Below are 23,748 nucleotides of genomic sequence, written 5' to 3' on the forward strand. Positions count from 1 at the left end.
TGACGTGGTATCCTAGCTGCGAATAAGATGGAATCGGCCATTTAGGTACGTATCGGACCTAAAATTAAGGCAGTTTCGCGCATTCAGGGCATCCTCGCTGAATATTAATAGTATTTAGGTCAGTCTTTCTGACTTTTATTGGGTAACGACTTGTTGTAGCAGGGCGGTCTCAAACTGGAGAGATGGGAATGGCTGAGAATCCAATGCTGAAGTTTGTGTCGGTTGGGCGCGACATGCCTCAGAAACGTGAGGCGTCTGAACGGCGGGAAGATTTCCGCGAGATTTATGCCGAGTATGCCGATGCGAAGGCGAAGGAGCAGGCCTCTCGCTGTTCGCAATGCGGTGTGCCGTATTGCCAATCCCATTGCCCGCTGCACAACAATATCCCCGATTGGTTGAAGCTGACGGCGGAAGGCCGCCTGCGCGAAGCCTATGAGGTGTCGCAGGCGACGAACACGTTCCCCGAAATCTGTGGCCGGATTTGCCCGCAGGATCGCCTGTGCGAAGGCAATTGCGTGATCGAACAGTCGGGCCACGGCACTGTCACCATCGGGTCGGTCGAGAAATACATCACTGATACCGCCTGGGAAGAAGGTTGGGTCGTGCCGCCGAAACCGGTTCGGGAACGCAAGGAAAGCGTTGGCATTATCGGTGCCGGTCCGGGTGGGCTTGCGGCGGCGGATATGCTGCGCCGCGCCGGGGTGCAGGTGACGATTTATGATCGCTATGATCGCGCGGGCGGCCTGCTGACCTATGGCATCCCCGGCTTCAAGCTGGAAAAAGACGTGGTCATGCGCCGCAACAAGCAGCTGGAAGATGGCGGTGTGACGTTCAAGCTGAACCACGAAGTCGGGCGCGACATCTCTTTCGAGCAGGTGCGCGAAGCGCATGACGCGGTGATCATCGCCACGGGTGTCTACAAAAGCCGGGATCTGACGCTGCCCAATGCCACGTCGGGTGGGGTCGTCAAGGCGATCGATTTCCTGACGGTTTCCAATCGCAAAAGCTTTGGCGATGAGGTCGAAGCCTTTGAGGACGGTTCGCTCAATGCGGAAGGCAAACGGGTCGTGGTGATCGGCGGCGGCGATACGGCGATGGACTGCGTGCGCACGTCGATTCGTCAGGGCGCGTCCTCGGTCAAATGCCTGTATCGCCGTGACCGCGCGAATATGCCCGGCTCGCAGCGCGAGGTGCAGAATGCCGAGGAAGAAGGCGTGGTCTTTGAATGGCTCAGCGCGCCCAAAGGCTTCACGGAAGAGGGCGGCAAGGTCACCGGCGTGATGGTGCAAAAGATGCGCCTTGGCGCGCCGGACGCAACCGGTCGTCAGGCCCCCGAAGTGATCGAGGGTGCCGACTATGTCGAAGGCGCCGATCTGGTCATCAAGGCGCTGGGCTTCGAACCCGAGGACCTGCCGACCCTCTGGGACCAGCCAGAGCTTGAAGTGACCCGCTGGGGAACGATCAAGGCAGAGTTCACCACCGGTAAAACCGCGCTGGACGGCGTCTATGCCGTGGGTGACATCGTGCGCGGTGCGTCCCTTGTGGTCTGGGCCATTCGGGATGGGCGCGACTGTGCCGAAGCGATCCTGAAAGACCTGAGCGGCGCGTCCGCCATCGCGGCTGAATGACATGCGCGCAGAAGCCGGGTGGAGCATAGCGACGCATTTGGGGGCAGTCTGATGCGCATGGGCGTGAAGAAACAGCTGCGCCAATTGGCGTTCCGGCTGGCGTCCCGGCGGTTATTTCGTGACGCCGATGTGGACGTGTCGGCGATTGCCGGGCGTGGCACGGGTGCGATGGTGGTGTTCACCAGCTTTCATGGCAACGCGGCCAAGCGCGGGCTTCTGGAATTCGCGGGCAGCGCCTCTGCCAAAGGCGAACGCCACTGCATCTTTGTCACCGACCGGCGGCAAGGGTGGTTCCAGGCACCGGGTATCGCGGCGGCCTTGCTGCGGGTGATCCCGGACTACGTGCGCCAACACGGCATTACCCGCCTCATGACGCTGGGCGTGTCTATGGGCGGTTATGGCGCGCTTTCTTTTGCGCGCGATCTTGGTGCGGACAGTGTGCTGGCGCTTGCGCCGCAATACAGCCCGAAGCCGCAGGCGTTCCCGGCAGATATGCGCTGGATCGAAGCGCGGTCGCGGATCGCCGCCTTCACCCGTCCTGATCTGACGGATGCGATGGGCGCGGGCACGGCCTTTACCGTGTTGCACGGGCGGGCCAGCGAAGAAGACGCGCTGCATGTGCGCGCTTTCCCGGAAGGGGCGCATATCGACCACTACCTTGCCGATGGCGCGCCCCATGACGTGATCGATCCCTTGCGCAATGCCGGGGCGCTTTACCCGCTGATCGAGGCCGTCTGGCAGGGCAAATCGGACGAGATTCGCGCCTTGATGCAACGGATCAGCGCAGTGCCGCGCGCCCGCACCCTGGCGGGAGCGGTCTGATGGCGCAGCACCTCAAAGGTCAATGTCTGTGCGGGGCCGTAACCGTGTCGGCGCGTGCCGAAGACGCCCCGCGTCTGCGCGTTTGTCATTGCGACATGTGCCAGCGTCATTGCAGCGGTGGGTTCTTTTCCATCGAAACGGAACAAGCCGGTCTGCGCATTGATGGGCCAGTCGGCGTCTACGAATCCTCAGATTGGGCAGAGCGCGGGTTCTGTTCCCTTTGCGGATCGACCTTGTACTACCGCACGCCTGCCGATGGTGTGCGTAACCTGTCGGCAGGGCTGTTCGACAACGCCGGAAACGGCGACCTGACAACCGAATTTTACAGCGACATGTGCCCGCAGGGCTATGCGCTGGCCGGACAGCACTCGCGTCTGTCCGCGACCGAGACAATCGCGCTTTTTGCGCCGAAGTAAGGAGAGACCAATGACCAAGTATGATGAAAACTGGGTGAGGTCCGAGGAAACGAAACGCGCGTGGATGGCCGAGAATGGCATGTACCACGAAAGCGAAGAGCATTCCTCATGCGGGGTTGGCCTTGTGGTCAATGTGGACGGTAAGCCGACCCGCGCCGTTGTGGAAAACGGTATCAAGGCGCTGAAGGCTGTCTGGCACCGCGGCGCGGTGGATGCCGATGGGCGCACAGGGGATGGTGCGGGTATTCACGTGCAGATTCCGGTCGAATTCTTTTACGATCAGGTGCGGCGCACAGGTCATCAGCCCAAGACGGACATGCTGATGGCGGTGGGCCAGGTGTTCCTGCCCCGCACGGATTTCGGCGCGCAAGAGGCCTGCCGGACCATCGTAGAGACTGAAATTCTGCGCATGGGCTATTACATTTACGGCTGGCGCCATGTGCCGGTGAATGTCGAAGTTCTGGGCGACAAGGCGAACGCGACCCGGCCCGAGATCGAACAGATCATCCTGTCCAACATCAAGGGCGTGGACGAAGAAACCTTTGAGCGGGAGCTGTACGTCATTCGCCGCCGGATCGAAAAAGCGGCTGCGGCTGCGGGGATCGGCGGGCTTTACATCGCGTCGCTGTCCTGCCGGTCGATCATCTACAAGGGCATGATGCTGGCTCAGGACGTGGCAGAGTTCTACCCCGACCTGATGGATGAGCGCTTTGAATCCGCCTTCGCGATCTATCACCAGCGCTATTCGACCAACACCTTCCCGCAATGGTGGCTGGCGCAGCCCTTCCGCATGTTGGCCCATAACGGTGAGATCAACACGCTCAAGGGCAATACCAATTGGATGAAAAGCCATGAAATCCGCATGGCGTCGTCCACCTTTGGCGACCTGGCCGAAGATATCAAACCGATCATTGCCAATGGATCGTCGGATTCGGCGGCGCTTGATGCGGTGTTCGAGGTCCTCGTGCGTGCCGGGCGCAATGCGCCAATGGCCAAGACGATGCTGGTACCGGAAAGCTGGTCCAAGCAAGCGCAGGAACTGCCGCAGGCATGGCGCGATATGTATTCCTACTGCAACTCTGTGATGGAACCGTGGGACGGTCCGGCTGCGCTGGCGATGACCGATGGCCGCTGGGTCTGCGCGGGGCTTGACCGGAACGGGCTGCGTCCGATGCGCTATGTCGTGACGCGCTCGGGCATGGTAATCGCCGGGTCCGAAGCCGGGATGGTGCCGTTGGATGAAGCCGACGTGATCGAAAAAGGCGCGCTTGGTCCGGGCCAGCTTCTTGCGGTCGATATGCATGAAGGCAAGCTGTTCCATGACACGGCGATCAAGGACAGTCTGGCCGCGTCCCAACCCTTTGGCGCGTGGGTCGGTAAGATCAACGAACTGGACGACAAGCTGGCGCGCGTGACCGAAACCGCGCTGTTTTCCGGGCCAGAGCTTCGCAAGCGCCAGATCGCGGCGGGCTATACGATCGAAGAACTGGAACAGATCCTCGCGCCGATGGCGGAGGACGGCAAGGAAACGCTGGCGTCGATGGGCGATGACACGCCCTCTGCCGTTCTGTCGAAGAAGTACCGCCCGCTTAGCCATTTCTTCCGCCAGAACTTCAGCCAGGTGACGAACCCGCCGATCGACAGTCTGCGCGAATTCCGGGTGATGAGCCTGAAAACGCGGTTCGGCAACCTCAAGAACGTGCTGGATGAGGATAGCTCGCAGACGGAAATCCTTGTGCTCGACAGCCCGTTCGTGGGCAATGCGCAGTTCGACGAGGTCGTGCGCAGCTTCAACGCCGATGTGAAGGAGATCGACTGCACCTTTGCACCGGGCGCGGGCAACGGGTCTTTGAATGACGGTCTGCGCCGTATCCGGGAAGAGGCAGAAGATGCCGTGCGTTCCGGTGCAGGGCATATCGTTCTGACGGACCATATGTCAGGTGAGAACAAGGTTGCGATGCCGATGATCCTTGCGACCTCGGCCGTGCACAGCCACCTGACGCGCAAAGGCTTGCGGACCTTCTGTTCGCTTTGCGTCCGGTCTGCCGAGTGTATCGATCCGCATTACTTCGCAGTGCTGATCGGCTGCGGCGCGACCATCGTGAACCCCTATCTGGCCGAGGATTCCATCGCGGACCGGATCGAACGGGGGCTGATCGACGGCAATCTAACCGATGCGATGATGCGCTATCGCAATGCCATCGACCAAGGTCTGTTGAAGATCATGGCGAAGATGGGGATTTCGGTTGTGTCGTCCTATCGCGGCGGTCTCAACTTCGAGGCTGTCGGGCTGTCCCGCGCCATGTGCGCCGAATATTTCCCCGGCATGATCTCACGTATTTCCGGGATCGGGACATGGGGGCTTCAGTCCAAGGCTGAAGAGGTGCACGCAAAAGGCTGGACAAGTGGGCTGGACGTGTTGCCGATCGGCGGCTTCTACAAGGCGCGCAAATCCGGTGAGACGCACGCATGGGAAGCGACTTCCATGCACATGATGCAGATGGCGTGCGACAAGGCCTCTTATCAGCTGTGGAAACAGTATTCCGCAAAGATGCGGGCCAACCCGCCGATCCACCTGCGCGACCTGATGGACATCAAGCCGCTGGGCAAGCCTGTGCCGCTGGAAGAGGTGGAAAGCATCACCTCTATCCGCAAGCGGTTCGTGACGCCGGGCATGTCGCTGGGCGCGCTGTCGCCCGAAGCGCACAAGACGCTGAACGTCGCGATGAACCGCATCGGTGCCAAGTCGGATTCCGGTGAGGGCGGCGAAGATCCGGCCCATTTCCATCCAGAACCGAATGGCGATAACCCCTCTGCCAAGATCAAGCAGGTCGCCTCTGGCCGCTTTGGCGTAACCGCCGAGTATCTGAACCAGTGCGAAGAGCTTGAGATCAAGGTGGCACAAGGCGCGAAACCCGGTGAGGGTGGCCAGCTTCCCGGCATGAAGGTCACCGACCTGATTGCGCGGCTGCGCCATTCGACCAAGGGCGTGACCCTGATCTCGCCGCCGCCGCACCACGACATCTATTCCATCGAAGACCTTGCGCAGCTGATCTATGACCTCAAGCAGATCAACCCGCGTTGCAAGGTGACGGTGAAGCTGGTGGCGTCCTCCGGCGTCGGCACGATTGCCGCGGGTGTCGCAAAGGCCGAAGCCGATGTGATCCTGATTTCGGGTCACAATGGCGGCACGGGCGCATCGCCCGCCACCTCGATCAAGTTTGCCGGTCTGCCGTGGGAAATGGGCCTGACAGAGGCGCATCAGGTTCTGGCAATGAACAAGCTGCGCAGCCGTGTGACCCTGCGGACCGACGGCGGGTTGCGCACCGGGCGTGACATCGTCATGGCGGCGATGATGGGGGCCGAAGAGTACGGCATCGGCACCGCTGCGCTGATCGCGATGGGCTGCATCATGGTGCGTCAGTGCCAGTCCAACACATGCCCGGTCGGCGTGTGTACGCAGGACGAAGCGCTGCGCGGAAAGTTCACCGGCAATGCGGACAAGGTCGTGAACCTGATCACCTTCTACGCCACCGAAGTGCGCGAGCTTCTCGCTTCGCTTGGGGCGCGGTCACTGGACGAGGTGATCGGGCGGGCCGATTTGCTGACACAGGTGTCGCGCGGCGCGGCGCATCTGGATGACCTGGACCTGAACCCGATGCTGATCACGGTCGATGGCTCTCAGGACATCAAGTATGACCGCAACAAGCCGCGCAATCCGGTGCCCGATACGCTGGATGCGGAAATCGTGCGTGACGCGCATCGCTTCCTTGAGGATGGCGAAAAGATGCAGCTGCAATACGCAGTTCAGAACACGCATCGTACCGTCGGCACCCGCGTGTCGTCGCATATCGTGCGCAAGTTCGGGATGCGCAATTCGCTGCAACCAGACCATCTGACCGTGAAGCTGAATGGATCGGCCGGGCAATCGCTGGGCGCCTTTGCCGCGCCCGGTCTGAAGATCGAAGTGTCCGGGGATGCCAATGACTATGTTGGCAAGGGTCTGTCGGGGGGCACGATTGTCGTCCGCCCCCCGATGGCGTCGCCCATCGTGGCGTCGGAAAACACGATCATCGGCAATACGGTGCTTTACGGGGCAACCGATGGCTACTTGTTCGCGGCGGGCCGCGCGGGCGAACGCTTTGCGGTTCGGAACTCTGGCGCGAAGGTCGTGGTCGAAGGCTGCGGATCCAACGGGTGTGAGTACATGACCGGCGGCGTTGCGGTGATCCTCGGCTCTATCGGGGCCAATTTCGGGGCCGGTATGACGGGCGGCATGGCCTATCTGTACGACCCGGACGGAACGGCGCATGAGGTGATGAACCTGGAGACTCTGGTCACCTGCCCTGTCACTACGGATCACTGGAAAGAGCAGTTGGAAGCGCTGCTGGAACGGCATCTGGAAGAAACCGGATCGCGTAAAGTGGCCGATATCCTTCAGCACTGGGATCTGGAGCAGAAGCACTTCTTGCAGGTCTGCCCGAAAGAGATGCTGGACAAGCTGCCTGCGCCGCTTGGCATCGAAGACGCGTCGATCCCGGCGGAATGACACTGGCTTGGGGTGGGCGGTCTTCGCCCACCCGCTCTGGGCGCGGGTCTGGCTTTTCATAGGCCAACGCTGCGCCTATACCGTCACTGATGGCAACGAAAACACGCAAAAAGAAGACGTCCAAGGCGGCGCCCGCCAAGCGCGTCCGACCGGGCAGGTGGCTGCTGCGTTGGGGGCTGCGCGTGGTGTCGGGGCTGTTTCTGATCGGCGTCTTTCTGGTGATTCTGTGGGGCACGATCAATCCGCCGACCACATGGTACATGATGTCGGAAAAGCGCCGCTTGGGCAGCGTGGATCAGCATTGGGTGCCGATGGAGTCCATCGCGCCGGTCATGGCCCGATCCGCAGTTGCGGCGGAGGATGCCAATTTCTGTCTGCATTGGGGCTTTGATGTCGGTGCGATCCGGTCGGCCATCGAATCGGGCGGCAATCGCGGCGCATCCACGATCTCGCAGCAGGTGGTGAAGAACGTATTCCTGTGGCACGGGCGGAACTGGACCCGCAAAGCTTTGGAAGCTGGGCTGACCCCGCTGGTCGAAGCGCTTTGGTCGAAAGAGCGTATCTTGGAAGTGTACCTGAATGTGGCTGAATTCGACGAAGGGGTGTTCGGGGTCGAAGCCGCCGCGCGCCATTATTTCCGCGTCGGCCCGGAAGCGTTAAGCCCGGTGCAGGCCGCGCGACTTGCCGCGGTTTTGCCAAACCCAAAAGACCGCTCTGCGGCAGATCCGTCATCAGGGCTGCGTCGGCGCGCGGCTTCTATCCGGGATGGGGCGGCGACAATTGCGGTGGATGGACGCTCAGACTGCTTTGAATAGAGCCTGATATCGACCTGTCGCCCATGGCGATCCAAGGCCGAAGCCTGCCGGGGTTCGGATAACAGATTGAACTGGTGCGCCGCTCGCAGTTATTGATGGTCAGTAACGACCCGCCGGAGAAGCACATGGCTCGACTCTACCACGTTCCGTTATCGCCATTCTGCCGCAAGGTGCGACTTTGTCTTGCGGAAAAGAAGATCGAGGTGGAACTCGTCGAGGAACGGTACTGGGAAGGCGATCCCGATTTCCTGAAGCGCAATCCCGCAGGAAAGGTGCCGGTGCTGCGTCTGGATGGCATCACCATGTCGGAAAGCGGTGCGATTTGCGAGTACATCGAAGAGACCCGCCCAGAGCCGCCGCTTTTGCCCAAAGACCCGGGTGGCCGCATGGAAGTGCGTCGCCTTGTGGGCTGGTTCGATGACAAATTCCACGCCGAGGTGACGTCGAAACTGCTTTATGAGCGGGTGAACAAGAAGGTGATGAAGCAGGGCTATCCGGACAGTTTGAACGTGAAAGCCGGGGCCAAGGCGATCAAATTCCATCTTGATTACATGGCGTGGTTGCTGGACCGGCGTCGTTGGCTGGCCGGCGATGTGATGACACTGGCGGATTTCGCGGCTGGTGCACATTTTTCCGCGTTGGATTACACATCGGATGTGGATTGGAACCGTCATGCCGTCGTCAAGGATTGGTATGCGAAGATAAAGTCCCGGCCCGCGTTCCGGTCGATTCTTGCGGACCAGATTCCCGGCATGTCACCGCCGCCGCATTATGCCGATCTGGATTTCTAAGGGGGGCGTTGCCCCCCGCCGCCGTTTCGGCGTCTCCCCCCAAAGTATTTTGAAACAGGCGAAGCATGCCGGATGATTTGAAAGATCGGGTCATCCAGCAGGCACTGGGTGAGGGCTTTGTATCGGCGCGTGTCTGTCGCCCTGATTCCGTGCCAGAGGTCGCCGCGCGGCTGAAAGCCTTTGTGGATGCCGGTTACCATGGGCAGATGAGCTGGATGGCAGAGCGTATGGAATGGCGCGGTGCGCCGGATGTGCTTTGGCCGGAGGCGCGTTCGGTGGTGATGCTGGCGGAAAGCTACACGCCGGAGCATGATCCGCTTTCCGTGCTGGAACGTCGGGACAGAGGCGCGATCTCAGTCTACGCGCAGAACAGGGATTACCACGATGTCGTCAAGAAACGGTTGAAGCGGCTGGCCCGTTGGATGGTGGCGGAGACAGGATGTCAGGTGAAGGTGTTCGTGGACACCGCCCCGGTGCCAGAGAAGGCTTTGGGCGCGGCTTCGGGTCTTGGCTGGCAGGGCAAGCACACCAACCTTGTCAGCCGGGATTGGGGCAACTGGGCCTTTATAGGCTCTGTATTCACCACGCTGGAGCTTACACCCGATACCGCGGGTGTCGACAATTGTGGATCTTGCCGGGCGTGCCTTGATATCTGCCCGACGGATGCCTTTCCGGCCCCTTATCAATTGGACGCGCGGCGGTGCATTTCCTATCTGACGATCGAGCATAAAGGCCCGGTCGCGCCTGAACTGCGTGCGAAGATGGGCAATCGGATATACGGCTGCGACGATTGCCTGGCGGCGTGCCCTTGGAACAAGTTTGCTGTTGCTGCCTCCGACTTGCGTTATGCGGCGCGCGCGGAGCTGACTGCGCCGAAACTGGCGGAATTGGCGATGCTGGACGATGCCGCGTTCCGGGCGATGTTCTCTGGCTCGCCGATCAAGCGGATCGGGCGGGATCGTTTCGTGCGCAACGTGCTCTATGCAATTGGCAATTCCGGTGATCCGGCATTGGCGCCGTCTGCTGCGGCCCTGGTGGGCGATCCGAATCCTGTCGTCGCGGAGGCTGCGACATGGGCTGTGTCGCGTTTAGGCGCGCGGGGCATAGACGTGGCGGGTTAGGCCGCCAAAAAGCGGAGATTTGCAGATGACTATGGCGCTGGGCGTCGATACGGGCGGCACCTATACCGATGCGGTTCTGGTGCGGGACGAAAAGGAAATCGTCGCAAGTGCCAAGGCGCTGACGACGCGCCACGATCTGGCGCAAGGGGTTGGTGATGCGGTGCGGGCCGTTCTGTCTGCGTCTGGTGTTGATCCGGCCCAGATCGGGCTGGCCTGCCTGTCCACGACACTGGCGACGAATGCCTTGGTCGAGGGGCAGGGCGAGCGGGTCGCGCTTGTCCTGATCGGTTTCAAGGAGCGTGATCTGGATACCCATGGTTTGCGTGATGCGCTCAAAGGTGATCCGCATATTGTTGTCGCAGGCGGGCATAACCATGCAGGAAACCCGGTCGCTGATCTGGACGAAGCTGCGCTCCTTGACTTTTTAGAGACGCATAAAGACTCCGTAAGTGGTTTCGCGGTTGCGGCCCAGTTCGCGGTGCGGAACCCGGCGCATGAGTTGCGCGCCATGGAGTTGATCGCCGATGTGGCAGGTCAGCCGGTGAGCGCGTCGCACCAGCTGTCTGCCAAGCTTGGTGGTCCAAAGCGCGCGTTGACGGCATTGCTTAACGCGCGGCTCGTCGGAATGATCGACCGGTTGATTTCCCGCAGCGAGGCGCAGCTCGCCAAGATGGAGATCACCGCGCCGCTGATGGTTGTGCGTGGCGATGGGGCATTGATCAGTGCCGCACAGGCGCGGGAAAAGCCGATTGAGACGATCCTGAGCGGTCCGGCGGCTTCTATCGTGGGTGCGCGCTGGATGACCGGGGCGCAGGACGCTTTGGTCAGCGATATCGGCGGCACGACCACGGATGTCGCGGTGCTGCGCGGTGGGGTGCCGGCGATTGATCCGATGGGGGCGCGCGTCGGGCCCTTTCGGACGATGGTTGAGGCGGTCGCGATGCGGACCACGGGGCTGGGCGGTGACAGTGAGGTACATTTCCTGTCAGAGGGGCTCGTGGGCGGCGTGACATTGGGTCCACGCCGCCTTCTGCCGGTGTCGTTGATCGCGATGGACGCGCCGGAGCGTGTTCACGCCGCGCTGGATAGCCAACTGCGACGCGATACGCCGGGGGAGCATGACGGGCGCTTTGTTCGGGCTGTTCCCGGTCTGTCGGCAGAGGGTCTGGGCGAGCGGGAAAGCACCCTTTTGCAACGAATAGGCACTGATATCTGGCCCCTGGGCGATGCGCTGAAGTCGCGGCTTGAGATCGGAGCCCTTGCGCGTTTGGTGGATCGCGGATTGCTTCAGCTTGCGGGCGTTACTCCCTCCGATGCGGCGCATGAGCTTGGGTGGCTGAGCGCTTGGGACCGCGAGGCGGCGCAGAAGGCTTTGCTTTTGTTGGGTCGGCGCCGCGCGGGACATGGCAACAGACTGGCGCCAGAAGCCACGGATATGGCGCGGATCATCATCGACCAAGTCACCAAGCAGACGGTTCAGGCGCTGTTAGAGACTGCTTTTGATGAGGACGACTACGATTTCGGTATGTCGCCGGATACGCTTGCCGCACACCCGCTGATGCAGGCCGGGCTGTCCGATTATCGCGGTCTGGTCCGTCTGTCTGCCGGGTTGAATGTCCCGGTGATTGGGCTTGGTGCTTCTGCATCCAGCTATTACGGCGCGGTGGGCCGCAGCTTGGGTACGCAGATGATCTTGCCGGAACACGCCGAAGTCGCCAATGCGATCGGGGCTGTTGTGGGGCGTGTGACGATGCGCAGGTCTGGAACCGTCACCGCGCCCAGTGAGGGACGCTACCGCGTTCATTTGCCAACCGGGCCGCAGGATTTCGCGGATGCGGAGATCGCGATGACCGAGTTGGAAGCCCTACTGCGCCGGGAAGCGACGGATGCGGCGGTTCTGGCCGGGGCGGAGGATTTGCGGATCACAGCAACGCGGGACGTTCGCGTGGCACAGGCCGAAGCGCGGGAGGTTTTCGTGGAGGCGACCGTCTTTGTCGAAGCGAGCGGTCGCCCCCGGATTGCTGCCGGTTAGGGCCTATTCCGCAGCGCGTTTCGGCAAGACCCAATCGGCGCGCGGGAAGTGGCAGGTATAGCCGTTGGGAAACCTTTCGAGGTAATCCTGATGCTCCGGCTCGGCTTCCCAGAAATCGCCCACGGGTTCGACTTCGGTGACGACACGGCCCGGCCAGATGCCGGAGGCCTCAACATCTGCGATCGTATCCAGCGCGCACTGCTTTTGCATGTCGTCGGTGTAATATATCGCGGACCGATAGCTCATCCCGATATCGTTGCCCTGCCGGTTCAGCGTGGTCGGATCGTGGATCTGAAAGAAGAATTCCAGAATCTGGCGATAGGTGATCCGGGCCGGATCGAACATGATTTCGATCCCTTCCGCATGGGTGCCGTGGTTGCGATAAGTCGCGTTAGGCACGTCGCCACCGGTATAACCGACGCGCGTCGATGCAACGCCTGGCAACTTGCGGATCAGATCCTGCATCCCCCAGAAACATCCACCTGCCAAAACTGCACGTTCGGTCATGCTACGTCCTCCACTTGATCCAGATAAGCGCCATAGCCTTCGGCCTCCATATCGTCGCGATGGATGAACCGAAGAGAGGCAGAGTTGATGCAGTAGCGCAGCCCGCCACGATCAGGGGGGCCGTCGGGAAACACGTGGCCCAGATGACTGTCCCCATGTTTGGAACGGACTTCCGTGCGGATCATTCCGTGCGACACATCGCGATGCTCTGTCACGTTATCGATCGGCTTGGTGAAACTTGGCCAACCGCAGCCGGATTCGTATTTGTCGGCAGAAGCGAAAAGCGGCTCTCCGCTGACGATATCCACATAGATACCGGGTTCCTTGTTGCCCAGATACTTGCCTGTGCCGGGACGTTCGGTGCCGGATTCCTGCGTGACCCGATACTCCTCCGGTGACAATGCGGCGAGGGCATCGGGATCCTTGTGATACGTGTTCATGGAAGCCTCCGTCATTACTTGGCTAGTATCTGGTGTTTTCGGCGCCGAATGCAATCAAAGTGATCCAATCGTGACCTTTCGGCGTAATCTTTGAAAAGGGGTTCCGAATGCGCATATTCCTGGCCTTGTCGATGATCTGCGGTCTGATCTCCGCGGCATCATCTGCCCCGATGGACCGATCCTTTCCTTCAATCGATGGCGGCGTGCTGAACCTGTCTGACTGGGCAGGCAACCCGGTGCTTGTGGTGAACACAGCGTCGCGCTGCGGATTTACGGGGCAGTATGAAGGGCTTCAGGCGCTTCAAGATCGCTACGCGGCGCAGGGTCTGGTGGTGCTTGCTGTGCCCTCCGATGACTTCCGGCAGGAATTGTCCAGTGGCGCTGCGGTCAAGGAATTCTGCGAGATGACCTTTGGTATCACCCTTCCGATGAGCGATATCAGCCATGTCAAAGGGCCGGACGCGCATCCGTTTTACAAGGATGTTCTGGCGCAGACAGGGTTTCAGCCCAAGTGGAACTTCAACAAGGTGTTGATCGGGCGGGACGGGGCGGTTGCGGCGACGTTCGGCTCTGGGACGAAACCGTTAAGCGCGCCGCTGATCAAAGCGATTGAGGCCGAACTGGCGAATTGACCGGCTTATGCCGAGACGACCTGATCCAGAAAGCTACGGATTTGCTGTTCATAAGGCGCGTTTACCAGCCGGGCGAGCTCTGACTTGCCGCGAAACCCGATCAGGGTTGACCGGCGCTTTACCTTGAGCCGCCGTTGCACCCATTCAGAGCGCCCGAACGTGTCCCAATCCGCATCTACAAAGGTCAAGTCGGCATAGGCCGGGTTTTCTGCGATCAGGCCCGCGATGATGTCCTGCTTGATCTGGCAGGTGATCGACCAGCTGGCGCGGAAGTTCAGGATGATCTTGGACCCGCTGTCGCGCAAATCCGGCCATGTGGTCGGGGCGTAAGGCACCGATGGATAAGCCGCGGCCCATCCGGGCAATAGGCTTGCGGCACTTGCGGTCAGGAAAAACTGGCGGCGGTTCATGACGGGTCTTTCGATAGGATACCCCGTGGTTTTACTGAACAAAGCGGCGCTTTCAAGACGATTTGCGGGCACGTGCCAACTGCACGGCAAGGATACCGCCCGTGATGATCGCCACGCCAAGAATGTCGGAATTTGTCAGCGGCTCACGCAGGATGATCGCTGCGATCAGGACGCCGAAAAACGGGTTGAGAAAATGGAAGGTCGCAGCTTTGACCGCGCCGATACGGGCGACGAGGGCGAACCAGATCCAGGTGGCCAGAACACCAGGGAACAGCGTCGTATAAAGAAAGGCGATGACCAGTTCGGGGCTGGGATTGACGTGAATCGTCTCTGTCAGGGTTGATACAACGGCCAGCACGGCCGCGCCCACGAACATTTGCAACCCGACGATCATCATCAAGTTGCCGCCACCCGACGCACCGCGCACCATCAATGTCGCCACGGTAAGCGCCACGGCGGCGATGATGCAAAGCAGTGCGCCAAGCGGATCGACCCCGGCGGAGAGCCGCGCCTGCATGATGATCACGACGCCGATGAACCCCATGGCAAGGCCGATGATCCCCATGGTCGGAAGTCTCTCGCGGAAGATGGTCCAAAGCGCGAAGGCCACCATCAGCGGCATGGTGGAGGCGATGATTGCGGCGAATCCGGCCTCGACCCACTGCATGGCGACGAAGTTCAGACCAAGATACAGCGCGTTCTGGCACAGCCCGAAGATGAGCGTTGCGCGCCACTGTTCGCGGGTCAGTCGCCATGTCTGACCCATGGCGCGCGCGATGCCGACTCCGATCAGGCCGGAAAGGAAAAACCGCAGGGAAAGCGACGCCAAAGGCGAAGCATCTGCCACGATGATGCGCGCCGAAGTAAAGGCCGAAGACCAGATAATGGCAAAGGCGAGGCCCATGCCGATAGCGCGCAGATCAAGTGTCATGATGTTCTCAAGAAAAAAGGGTCACCGAAGTGACCCTTTCCGAATTCCATCCAAGTGACAAGGTCAGCCGTTCACGCTGTCCTTGAGAGCCTTGGCGATGGTCATTTTCACAACCTTGTCCGCAGGCTTCTGGAACTGCTCGCCCGTTGCGGGGTTGCGAACCATACGCTCGGGGCGCTCACGGCAATAGATCTTGCCAACACCGGGAAGAGTCACGGCACCACCGGCGCTGACTTCTTTGGTGATGATGTCGCAGATCGAGTCCAGAGCGGTCCCTGCGGATTTCTTGTCAGAGCCCATAGCGTCCGCCAGTGCGGCCACCAGTTGGGTCTTGGTCATGGGTTTTGCCATTTTTTGGTCTCCTTCATGTGCCCGACTGATTGGGCCTCGTTCGCGGACTGTAACGGAATGTAGTGTCGGCACACAACAACTTGCGATGCCAAAAACGCCTAATTATAGCGGTTTTTCGCTGTTTTTCGGGGCCGATATGCCAAAAACGCGGGACGGGCCAGCCGGAAGTGCCGATTGGCGCCGTTTTGCGCTTACAAAAACGCGGTTTCGTCGAAGGATCGAAGCTTCCGACTGTGGATGCGTTCCAGCGGCATTTCGCGGATATGCTCCATCGCGCGTATCCCGATCATGAGGTGTCGCGCCACTTGCGTCTTGTAGAAGTCAGAGGCCATTCCCGGCAGCTTCAACTCGCCATGCAGGGGTTTGTCCGACACGCAAAGCAGCGTTCCATAGGGCACCCGAAAGCGATAGCCATTTGCGGCGATCGTGGCGCTTTCCATGTCCAAGGCGATGGCGCGCGACTGGCTAAGGCGCTGCACGGGGCCTTCGTGTTCGCGCAGTTCCCAGTTCCGGTTATCGATGGTGGCGACGGTGCCGGTCCGCATGATGCGCTTGAGTTCGTAGCCTTGCAGTTCCGTGACCTCGGCCACGGCTTGTTCCAGCGCGATCTGAATCTCCGCCAGCGCCGGGATCGGAATCCAGACGGGCAGATCATCGTCCAGCACGTGGTCTTCGCGCAGATAGGCGTGGGCCAGAACGAAATCACCCAAGGCCTGAGAGTTGCGCAGCCCGGCGCAATGGCCAACCATCAGCCACGCATGGGGGCGCAGCACCGCAATGTGATCGGTCGCGGTTTTCGCGTTGGAAGGTCCCACGCCGATATTCACCAAAGTAATCCCGCCTCCATCCGCGCGTTTCAGGTGATAGGTCGGCATTTGCGGCATCTTGACCGGGGTCTCCAGCGGTTGATCGCCCGAAGTGATGACCTGATTGCCTGTGGACACGAACGCGGTGTAGCCGCTGTCGGGATCGTCGATCTGGCGGCGCGCATAGGCTTCGAATTCAGAAACATAGAACTGGTAGTTCGTGAACAGAACATGGTTCTGGAAATGCACCGGGTCGGTCGCGGTATAGTGTTCCAGCCGGGCAAGCGAATAGTCCACCCGCTGTGCGGTAAACGGGGCCAGCGCGCCGAGTTCGTCGTCGGATTGTGTGCCGTTGACGATGTCATCATTCGTCGTCGACAGGTCCGGCACATCGAACACATCGCGTAATGTGAAATCGGCGGCCCCTTCCTGCGGCACAGACGTATCGGCCCCCATCGCGAAATGCAGCGGCATCGGCGTGTCCGAAGGGCCGATTTCGACGGGCTGGTCGTGGTTCTCGATCAGCAGACCGATCTGTTGGATCAGGTACTGCCGGAACAGGTCCGGGCGCGTCACGGTCGTCACGTATTTTCCGGGCATCGACACGTGGCCAAAGCTTAGCCGCGTATCGACCTGGGCGTAGGACGCGGTACGGAAGCGAATTTCGGGATAATAGGCCCGAATGCGGCTGGAAGGCGCACCATTGACCATCGCGTCCAGAAAATTCTCGCGCAGGAAGCTGGTGGCCTGGGTGTACAGTTCTGTCAGGCGGTCGACGGCGGCGACGGCATCGTGGAACAGTTCGTGGGCGGGGGATTTTGGCGTGTTGAACAGGCTCATGTCATTGGCTCGAATACTGGGATGAAATCAAAGGTGCGGACATCGACCAAGCCAAGGTCAGACAGGCGCAGTTCCGGAATCACCACAAGCGCCAGCAAGGAATGTTGCATATTGGCGTTGTTCAAGGTGCAACCGCAGGCGCGCATCGCTTCGATCAGCGCATCGGCCTTGGCGGCGACCTCGGTCGCGGGTTGGTCGGACATCAGCCCGGCGATGGGCAGTTCCACCTGCGCCAGAAGCTCATCGTCCTTATAAAGGCACATACCGCCGCCGATCTTGGCCAATTGGTTGGCCGCCAGCGCCATCTGGTCGCGATCGGTTCCGACAACGATCATGTGATGGGAGTCATGTGCCACGGTCGAAGCCATGGCCATGCGCCCCTCATACCCGAAACCGGAAACGAAGGCGTTGGTGACGCCCCCTGTTGCGCGGTGCCGTTCCACCAGGGCGATCTGGCACGTGTCGCCTTCGCCTTCGACAAGCCCGTCTTGAACCGGCAATTCGACTTGCAGCGCCTTGGTGGGGGCTTGGTTCTCGATCACGCCGATCACGTTGGCGCGCACGGCATTGGCGCCTTCGGGCGCCGCGATCTCAAAATCCTTGGCGGACAGGTGATGGCCCAGATGCACGGTCTGGCGGGCTGTATCAGGCCAATCGTAATGCGGGCAATCCACCACCACCTTGGCGTTGATAGAGACTGTTTTGCCCCGCGCGATTACCTGTTCAATCGGTAGCGCTTTCAGGTCCGAGGTCAGGATGACGTCAGCGCGGCGACCGGGGGTCAGCGATCCCAGTTCACGCTCCAACCCGAAATGCGTAGCGGTGTTCACAGTGGCCATTTGCAGCGCGACCAGCGGATCGCAGCCACACTCAATCGCGTGCCGGACGACACGGTTCATATGTCCGTCATTGACCAGCGTGCCGGAATGGCAGTCGTCAGTGCACAGGATGAAGTTGCGCGGATCGAGCCCTTTTTCCGTGATGGCGGTGATCTGCGGTTCCACGTCGTACCAGGCAGAGCCAAAGCGCAGCATCGCACGCATGCCTTGGCGTACACGTGTGATGGCGTCCGCCTCCGTGGTGCCCTCGTGATCGTCGGCAGGGCCGCCCGCCACGTAGGCGGCGAAGTTCGGGCCCAGATCGGGGGAGGCATAATGCCCGCCCACCGTCTTGCCTGCAGCCTGCGTTGCGGCGATTTCTGCCAGCATTTTTGGGTCTGCATTGGCGACACCGGGGAAGTTCATCATCTCACCCAAGCCGATGATCCCGGGCCAGGACATGGCCTCGGCGACGTCCTCGGGCGTGACTTCGAAGCCGGTCGTCTCTAGCCCCGGCGCAGAGGGTGCGCAGGACGGCATTTGCGTGAAGATGTTGATCGGTTGCAGCGCAGCCTCGTCATGCATCATGCGCACGCCGGCCAGTCCAAGCACATTCGCGATCTCATGCGGATCTGTGAACATGGTCGTCGTACCATGGGGAATGACCGCGCGGGCGAATTCGGCGGGCGTGAGCATCCCGCTTTCGATGTGCATATGCCCATCGCACAGGCCCGGAATCATGTAGCGCCCGTGGGCTTCGATAATCTCTGTATCCGGTCCGATCTGGGCAGAGGCATCGGGGACCACGCAGGCGATACGCCCATGCCGAATGGCTATATCGTGATCGGGCAGGCATTCACGGGAATGTACGTTCACCCACGTGCCACGGCGGATCACCAGATCGGCGGGCACGCGGCCAGCGGCGGTCGCAATAAGGTCGGGGGCAGCTTCGGCCCATGTCATCAAGCGTTCCATGACCTGATATTTCGGAAACTGCCGGGCGACGCAAGGGTGCGGTGCCCGATATCACAAAAGTAACATATGGGCGTTGGAACGGTCTGGGTGGATGCGGCTTACGGGGTTTTCCCGGCCCTGTGCAGTCCGACCCGGCAAACCGGCGCCATTCTTGACTTGTCCCATGTTTGCCCGAAAGTTTCACGGGCGGGGGAAAAGCGCCCGATGTGAAGGGGGCGGCAATGGACTTTGAAACGGTATCGGCGGAGGCGTTCGGAGCATCCCTGCGGGGGCTGGGGCTGAACCTGTTGGTGCGCGATGTATTGGGTACATGTAAGCTGTTAGAGACTGTTTTTGACATGCAAGCTCATCGAAAATCGGCAGACTTCGCCATTGTGACCTATGGCTCTCAGGTGTTTCAGCTGCATTCGGATGGCACCTATGCCAGCAATCCGCTTTTGGGTCTGCTGCCAGAGACCCCGCCGCGCGGCGCCGGGATTGAGATCAGGCTTTACGACACAGACCCGGACAAGGCCGTGAAACGTGCCGAGCAGGCGGGCGCCACGATCCTGCAAGCACCGACAGACAAGCCGCATGGCCTGCGCGAAGCCTATATCCTGGATCATGACGGATATGCGTGGGTGCCGTCGCGACCTTTGCACGATACGGCTGACGGTGAGGTCCAGAATTCGGATTGAGACCTGTGATTTGTCGCAATCGGGGTTGAATGCCGTTTTCCGTCCATGCAGGCTTCGCGCAACTCAAGGAGATCCGCTATGGCCGTTACAGAACTTCGCCCGAATATGGACTATTGGCAGGAGCGGGTCGATCTTGCCGCGGCGTTTCGTTGGACAGCGCGTCTGAACATGCATGAAGGCGTATCCAACCACTTCTCGCTTTCCGTCAACGATGACGGCACACAGTTTCTGATGAACCCAAATCAGGTGCATTTTTCCCGCGTTCGTGCGTCCGATATGCTGCTGATTGATGCGAATGATCCACAGACCCTAACCGGGCCGAATGCGCCCGATCCGACTGCTTGGGGTCTGCACGGCGCGATCCATCGCAACTGTGCCCACGCGCGCTGCGCCATGCATGTTCATTCGATCCACGCGACTGTGCTGGCATGTATGAAAGACAAGACCTTGCCGCCTCTCGATCAGAATGCGGCGATGTTCTATGACAGACAGGTTTTCGACGACAATTACGGCGGTCTGGCCTTTGAGGAAGAAGGTGAGCGTTGTTCGCAATTGCTGGGCGATCCCAAGAAATTCGTGATGGTCATGGGCAATCACGGGATCATGGTGATTGGCGATTCCGTCGCGCAAACCTTCAACCGCATGTATTTCTTCGAACGCGCCTGCGAGGTTTATATCCGTGCGCTTCAGACCGGGCAGCCGCTTTCCATCCTGCCCGATGACATCGCCGCCAAAACGGCCGATGAGCTGGAAGCCTACCCTGAACAGGATGTGCGCCATCTGGCAGAACTCAAAGCGATCCTGGATGCGGAAGGCGACCCTTATGCAAAATGAGGTTGCCGCCGTGGTCGATGTGGCGGGCGTTGGAAAGGGTCAGACACGCGCATGAACGGTCGAATGGTGGTCGATGATGTGAAGCGTTGGAAAAGTACGCGGCGGTTGGCGCCTCGGAAGTGACGGCCTGCGCCGTTCCCCTTCCAAATCCAACAGTAGAGACGACACATGACCACTTACGGCCTGACCGAAGAACATCAGATGATCACGGAAACCGTCCGCAGCTTTGTCGAAAAGGAAATCTATCCGCATGAAGAGCTGGTCGAACGGACCGGCGAAGTGCCGGAAGAGATCGCACAAGAGATCAAGCGCAAGACGATCGAGCTTGGCTTCTACGCCTGCAACTTCCCGGAAAGCGTAGGATGCGCCGGGCTAAGTCATGTCGAATTCGCCTTGGTAGAGCGTGAATTGGGCCGTGGATCCATGGCGCTGAACCATTTCTTCGGGCGGCCGCAGAACATCCTCATGGCCTGCGAGGGGGAGCAGATAGAGCGTTATTTGATGCCCGCCGTCCGGGGGGAGAAGATGGACGCTTTGGCGATGACGGAACCGGGCGCAGGTTCCGACGTGCGGGGCATGAAATGTAGTGCCATGCGCGATGGCGGCGATTGGGTCGTTAACGGGACAAAGCATTTCATCTCCGGCGCCGAACACGCGGATTTCGTCATTGTCTTCATTGCGACGGGCGAGGATCAGACACCGAAGGGTCCGAAGAAGCGCATCACCGCGTTTCTGGTGGATCGTGGCACGCCGGGCTTCACCATTCGTGATGGATACAAGTCGGTCAGTCACCGTGGTTACAAGAACATGATCCTTGAATTCGATGATTGCCGCTTGCCCGATACGCAAGTTCTGGGCGAGGTCGACAGCGGGTTCGAGGTGATGAATACGTGGCTCTACGCGACGCGAATCACGGTTGCCGCGATGAGCGTCGGGCGCGCGCGCCGGGCCTTTGACTATGCCTTGGACTATGCCGCGCAGCGCGAACAGTTCGGGCAGCCTATTGGCAAATTCCAGGGCGTCAGCTTTCAGCTCGCCGACATGGTGACAGAGATCGACGCGGCGGATTTGCTGACTTTGGCGGCGGCGGATCGGCTGGATCGGGACTTGCCGGCCAACAGGGAAATCGCCAGTGCCAAGCTTTACGCGTCGGAGATGTTGGCGCGCGTGACGGATGCGGCGATCCAGCTTCATGGGGGCATGGGGTTGATGGATGACTACCCGCTGGAACGGTTCTGGCGCGATGCCCGGGTTGAGCGTATCTGGGACGGCACCAGCGAGATCCAGCGCCATATCATCAGCCGGGATATGTTGCGGGCGCTGGGCGCATGACCACGACCAGTATGAGCCTGACACGGCTCTTGCAGGCGCGGCAGATCGTGGTGGTCGGCGGCGGTGCCTGGTGCGAGTCGATCATCGGTGCCGCGCGGCGTATCGGCTTTACCGGGGTTATTGTGCCAGTGCATCCCTCCGGCAAACAGATCGCCGGTCTTGCGTCGGTGCCCAGTGTGGCGGATGTGGATGGGCGGATTGATGCCGCTTTCATCGGGGTGAATCGCAAAGCGACGGTTCAGGTCGTGCGTGAGTTGGCAGCGTTGGGAAGCGGCGGCGCGGTCTGTTTCGCGTCCGGCTTTTCGGAGGCGGACGCAGAGGATTCCGAAGGCCGCGACCTTCAGGCAGCGCTTGTTGAGGTTGCTGGCGACATGCCGATCCTTGGGCCGAACTGCTATGGTTTCATCAATGCGCTGGACCGGGTCGCGATCTGGCCCGATCAGCACGGTATGGCGCCGGTGGAGCGTGGGGTCGCGATCCTTACGCAAAGCTCGAACATTGCGATCAATATGACGATGCAAAAGCGCGGTCTGCCGATCGCCTACGTTGTTGCGTGCGGGAATCAGGCGCAGACATCGCAGGCCGATGTCGCGATGTCCCTGCTGGACGATCCGCGCGTCACCGCGTTGGGCCTGCACATCGAAGGTTTCGGTGACACCGCCGCTTGGCACAAGGTCGCCTTAATGGCGTGGGACCGGGGGGTTGGGATCGTCGCGATCAAGGTTGGCGCGTCCGATCAGGCGCGCAGCGGTGCGGTGTCGCATAGCGCGTCCCTGGCAGGAAGCGATGCCGGGGCGGACGCCTTGCTGCGCCGATTTGGCATGGGCCGTGTGGGAGACGTTCCAACTTTCCTTGAAACGCTCAAGCTACTTCATATGGAAGGGCGGTTGGATGCGCCGACGCTCAGTTCGATTTCGTGTTCCGGGGGGGAAGCGCTATTGTGCGCCGACACTGTGGCTGCGTCCGAACTTACCCTTCCCGCGCTTGATGATGATCAAAAACAGGCTCTACGCGCGGCTCTTGGCCCGATGGTCGCTTTGGCGAACCCGCTGGACTACCATACCTATATCTGGCGCGACGTGGATGCGATGACGGCCGCGTGGCGGCCAATGGCGGCGGATAATATTGGCCTGACTCTGGCGATCGTCGACTATCCGCATACTGATGCGGCGGATTGGGAATGCGCCACGCAAGCTGCCATACGGGTACGCGCCGAAACGGGCCGTCCCGTCGCAGTTGTGGCAACCCTGCCGGAGCTTATGCCCGAAGACATTTCGGCGCGTCTGATGGCGCATGGTGTCGTTCCTATACAGGGCCTACGCGAGGCAATTTCCGCCGCGCAGATCGCGTCCTGTCGTACCCGACCTTCCGAAAGCGCGCCGTTGACCGGGCACGACATGGCGGCGGGGCAGACCATGACAGAGACTGAGGCGAAGTTCGCCCTGTCCGCACATGATCTGGATCTGCCACGGCGGATCGAAACGGATTTGGACGGGCTTGCCACGGACGCGCAGGGGCTGACCGGGCCACTTGTTCTGAAAGGCGTCGGATTGGCGCATAAATCGGAAGCCGGCGCGGTGAAATTGGGCCTGACGCCAGAGGAACTAGAAGCTGCCGCGATACAGATGCCCGCCGACAGGTTCCTTGTCGAAGAGATGATAGAAAACGCCGTGGCGGAATTGCTGATCGGCGTCACGATGGACCCGGCGCATGGCATGGTGCTGACCCTCGCCGCGGGCGGCGTTCTGACGGAACTGCTGGAGGACCGGACCAGCCTCGTCCTGCCGGTCACGGAACGTGAGGTAGAGCAGGCTCTAACCAAGCTGAAACTTGCAAAACTACTTGATGGGTTTCGCGGCAAGCCTGCAGCGTCCCGTCCGGCGATCATTTCTGCTGTGATGGCGGTGCAGGACTATGTCCTCAAGAACCATCCGTCGGTGATCGAAATTGAAATAAACCCGCTCATCTGTACGCCCACACGCGCTGTGGCGGTCGATGCGTTGATTACGAAAGGATAAAAG

The 23,748-nt window shown here is 60.6% G+C and carries 20 protein-coding genes; 13 read left to right on the forward strand and 7 right to left on the reverse strand.

Annotated features, from left to right (window positions below):
• Positions 1-188: 188 nt before the first annotated feature.
• The 8 genes from E4Z66_RS17335 (at position 189) to E4Z66_RS17370 (ending at position 12,174) form a co-directional block, all read left to right on the forward strand.
• The gene (locus E4Z66_RS17335) at positions 189-1,628 is read left to right on the forward strand and encodes an NAD(P)-dependent oxidoreductase (protein WP_136464320.1); all 1,440 of its coding nucleotides are present in this window, start codon (positions 189-191) and stop codon (positions 1,626-1,628) included.
• 51 nt (positions 1,629-1,679) lie between these two features.
• Positions 1,680-2,450, forward strand: a complete 771-nt coding sequence (locus tag E4Z66_RS17340; RefSeq protein WP_136464321.1) for a hypothetical protein — start codon at positions 1,680-1,682, stop codon at positions 2,448-2,450.
• Positions 2,450-2,866 carry a GFA family protein gene (locus E4Z66_RS17345; protein WP_136464322.1) on the forward strand — a complete coding sequence of 139 codons (417 nt, stop codon included), beginning with the start codon at positions 2,450-2,452 and terminating at the stop codon, positions 2,864-2,866. Before E4Z66_RS17340 ends, E4Z66_RS17345 begins: the two co-directional genes overlap by 1 nt.
• Positions 2,867-2,876: 10 nt before the next feature.
• Positions 2,877-7,415: a glutamate synthase large subunit gene (gltB, locus tag E4Z66_RS17350; RefSeq protein ID WP_136464323.1), complete on the forward strand. Its 4,539-nt coding sequence runs from the start codon at positions 2,877-2,879 to the stop codon at positions 7,413-7,415.
• 89 nt (positions 7,416-7,504) lie between these two features.
• Complete coding sequence (gene mtgA / locus E4Z66_RS17355; RefSeq protein ID WP_211097185.1) at positions 7,505-8,230, forward strand: monofunctional biosynthetic peptidoglycan transglycosylase; 726 nt, start codon at positions 7,505-7,507, stop codon at positions 8,228-8,230.
• Between the two features lie 125 nt (positions 8,231-8,355).
• Positions 8,356-9,021, forward strand: a complete 666-nt coding sequence (gene fzlA / locus E4Z66_RS17360) for an FtsZ-binding protein FzlA (protein ID WP_136464325.1) — start codon at positions 8,356-8,358, stop codon at positions 9,019-9,021.
• Between the two features lie 65 nt (positions 9,022-9,086).
• On the forward strand, positions 9,087-10,142 hold the full coding sequence (queG, locus tag E4Z66_RS17365; protein ID WP_136464326.1) for a tRNA epoxyqueuosine(34) reductase QueG: 1,056 nt from the start codon (positions 9,087-9,089) through the stop codon (positions 10,140-10,142).
• A 25-nt stretch (positions 10,143-10,167) separates the two neighbouring features.
• Positions 10,168-12,174, forward strand: coding sequence for a hydantoinase/oxoprolinase N-terminal domain-containing protein (locus tag E4Z66_RS17370; protein ID WP_136464327.1), 2,007 nt, complete (start codon positions 10,168-10,170; stop codon positions 12,172-12,174).
• Positions 12,175-12,177: 3 nt separating this feature from the next.
• Here E4Z66_RS17370 and msrA read toward each other — a convergent pair whose 3' ends face one another.
• Both msrA and msrB read right to left on the reverse strand, forming a co-directional pair.
• On the reverse strand, positions 12,178-12,681 hold the full coding sequence (gene msrA, locus E4Z66_RS17375) for a peptide-methionine (S)-S-oxide reductase MsrA (protein ID WP_136464328.1): 504 nt from the start codon (positions 12,679-12,681) through the stop codon (positions 12,178-12,180).
• On the reverse strand, positions 12,678-13,121 hold the full coding sequence (gene msrB / locus E4Z66_RS17380; protein ID WP_136464329.1) for a peptide-methionine (R)-S-oxide reductase MsrB: 444 nt from the start codon (positions 13,119-13,121) through the stop codon (positions 12,678-12,680). Before msrB ends, msrA begins: the two co-directional genes overlap by 4 nt.
• A 107-nt stretch (positions 13,122-13,228) precedes the next feature.
• Here msrB and E4Z66_RS17385 point away from each other — a divergent pair, with 107 nt between their 5' ends.
• The gene (locus tag E4Z66_RS17385; protein ID WP_136464330.1) at positions 13,229-13,753 is read left to right on the forward strand and encodes a glutathione peroxidase; all 525 of its coding nucleotides are present in this window, start codon (positions 13,229-13,231) and stop codon (positions 13,751-13,753) included.
• Positions 13,754-13,758: 5 nt separating this feature from the next.
• On the opposite strand, the gene E4Z66_RS17390 is transcribed toward E4Z66_RS17385, so the two are convergent.
• The 5 genes from E4Z66_RS17390 to ade all read right to left on the reverse strand — a co-directional run bounded on the left by E4Z66_RS17390 (position 13,759) and on the right by ade (position 18,884).
• Entirely contained in the window at positions 13,759-14,163 is a 405-nt protein-coding gene (locus tag E4Z66_RS17390; protein WP_136464331.1) for a thioredoxin family protein, read from the reverse strand.
• 52 nt (positions 14,164-14,215) lie between these two features.
• On the reverse strand, positions 14,216-15,094 hold the full coding sequence (locus E4Z66_RS17395; protein WP_136464332.1) for a DMT family transporter: 879 nt from the start codon (positions 15,092-15,094) through the stop codon (positions 14,216-14,218).
• 63 nt (positions 15,095-15,157) lie between these two features.
• Positions 15,158-15,445, reverse strand: a complete 288-nt coding sequence (locus tag E4Z66_RS17400) for an HU family DNA-binding protein (RefSeq protein ID WP_136464333.1) — start codon at positions 15,443-15,445, stop codon at positions 15,158-15,160.
• A gap of 191 nt (positions 15,446-15,636) precedes the next feature.
• On the reverse strand, positions 15,637-17,091 hold the full coding sequence (locus E4Z66_RS17405; protein WP_136464334.1) for an AMP nucleosidase: 1,455 nt from the start codon (positions 17,089-17,091) through the stop codon (positions 15,637-15,639).
• Positions 17,088-18,884: an adenine deaminase gene (ade, locus tag E4Z66_RS17410; RefSeq protein ID WP_136464335.1), complete on the reverse strand. Its 1,797-nt coding sequence runs from the start codon at positions 18,882-18,884 to the stop codon at positions 17,088-17,090. The genes E4Z66_RS17405 and ade overlap by 4 nt, the downstream gene beginning before the upstream one ends.
• 221 nt (positions 18,885-19,105) lie before the next feature.
• Here ade and E4Z66_RS17415 point away from each other — a divergent pair, with 221 nt between their 5' ends.
• The 4 genes from E4Z66_RS17415 (at position 19,106) to E4Z66_RS17430 (ending at position 23,745) form a co-directional block, all read left to right on the forward strand.
• Positions 19,106-19,561, forward strand: a complete 456-nt coding sequence (locus tag E4Z66_RS17415; protein WP_136464336.1) for a VOC family protein — start codon at positions 19,106-19,108, stop codon at positions 19,559-19,561.
• Positions 19,562-19,639: 78 nt separating this feature from the next.
• Positions 19,640-20,395, forward strand: a complete 756-nt coding sequence (locus tag E4Z66_RS17420; RefSeq protein WP_136464337.1) for a class II aldolase and adducin N-terminal domain-containing protein — start codon at positions 19,640-19,642, stop codon at positions 20,393-20,395.
• A gap of 168 nt (positions 20,396-20,563) precedes the next feature.
• Positions 20,564-21,727, forward strand: coding sequence for an acyl-CoA dehydrogenase family protein (locus E4Z66_RS17425; protein ID WP_136464338.1), 1,164 nt, complete (start codon positions 20,564-20,566; stop codon positions 21,725-21,727).
• A complete protein-coding gene (locus tag E4Z66_RS17430) occupies positions 21,724-23,745 on the forward strand; it encodes an acetate--CoA ligase family protein (protein WP_246036067.1) in 2,022 nt (673 codons plus the stop codon). The genes E4Z66_RS17425 and E4Z66_RS17430 overlap by 4 nt, the downstream gene beginning before the upstream one ends.
• Positions 23,746-23,748: the final 3 nt, after the last annotated feature.

Origin of the sequence: Aliishimia ponticola (genome assembly GCF_004803475.1) — a bacterium.
GTDB classification, from domain to species: Bacteria; Pseudomonadota; Alphaproteobacteria; order Rhodobacterales; family Rhodobacteraceae; genus Aliishimia; species Aliishimia ponticola.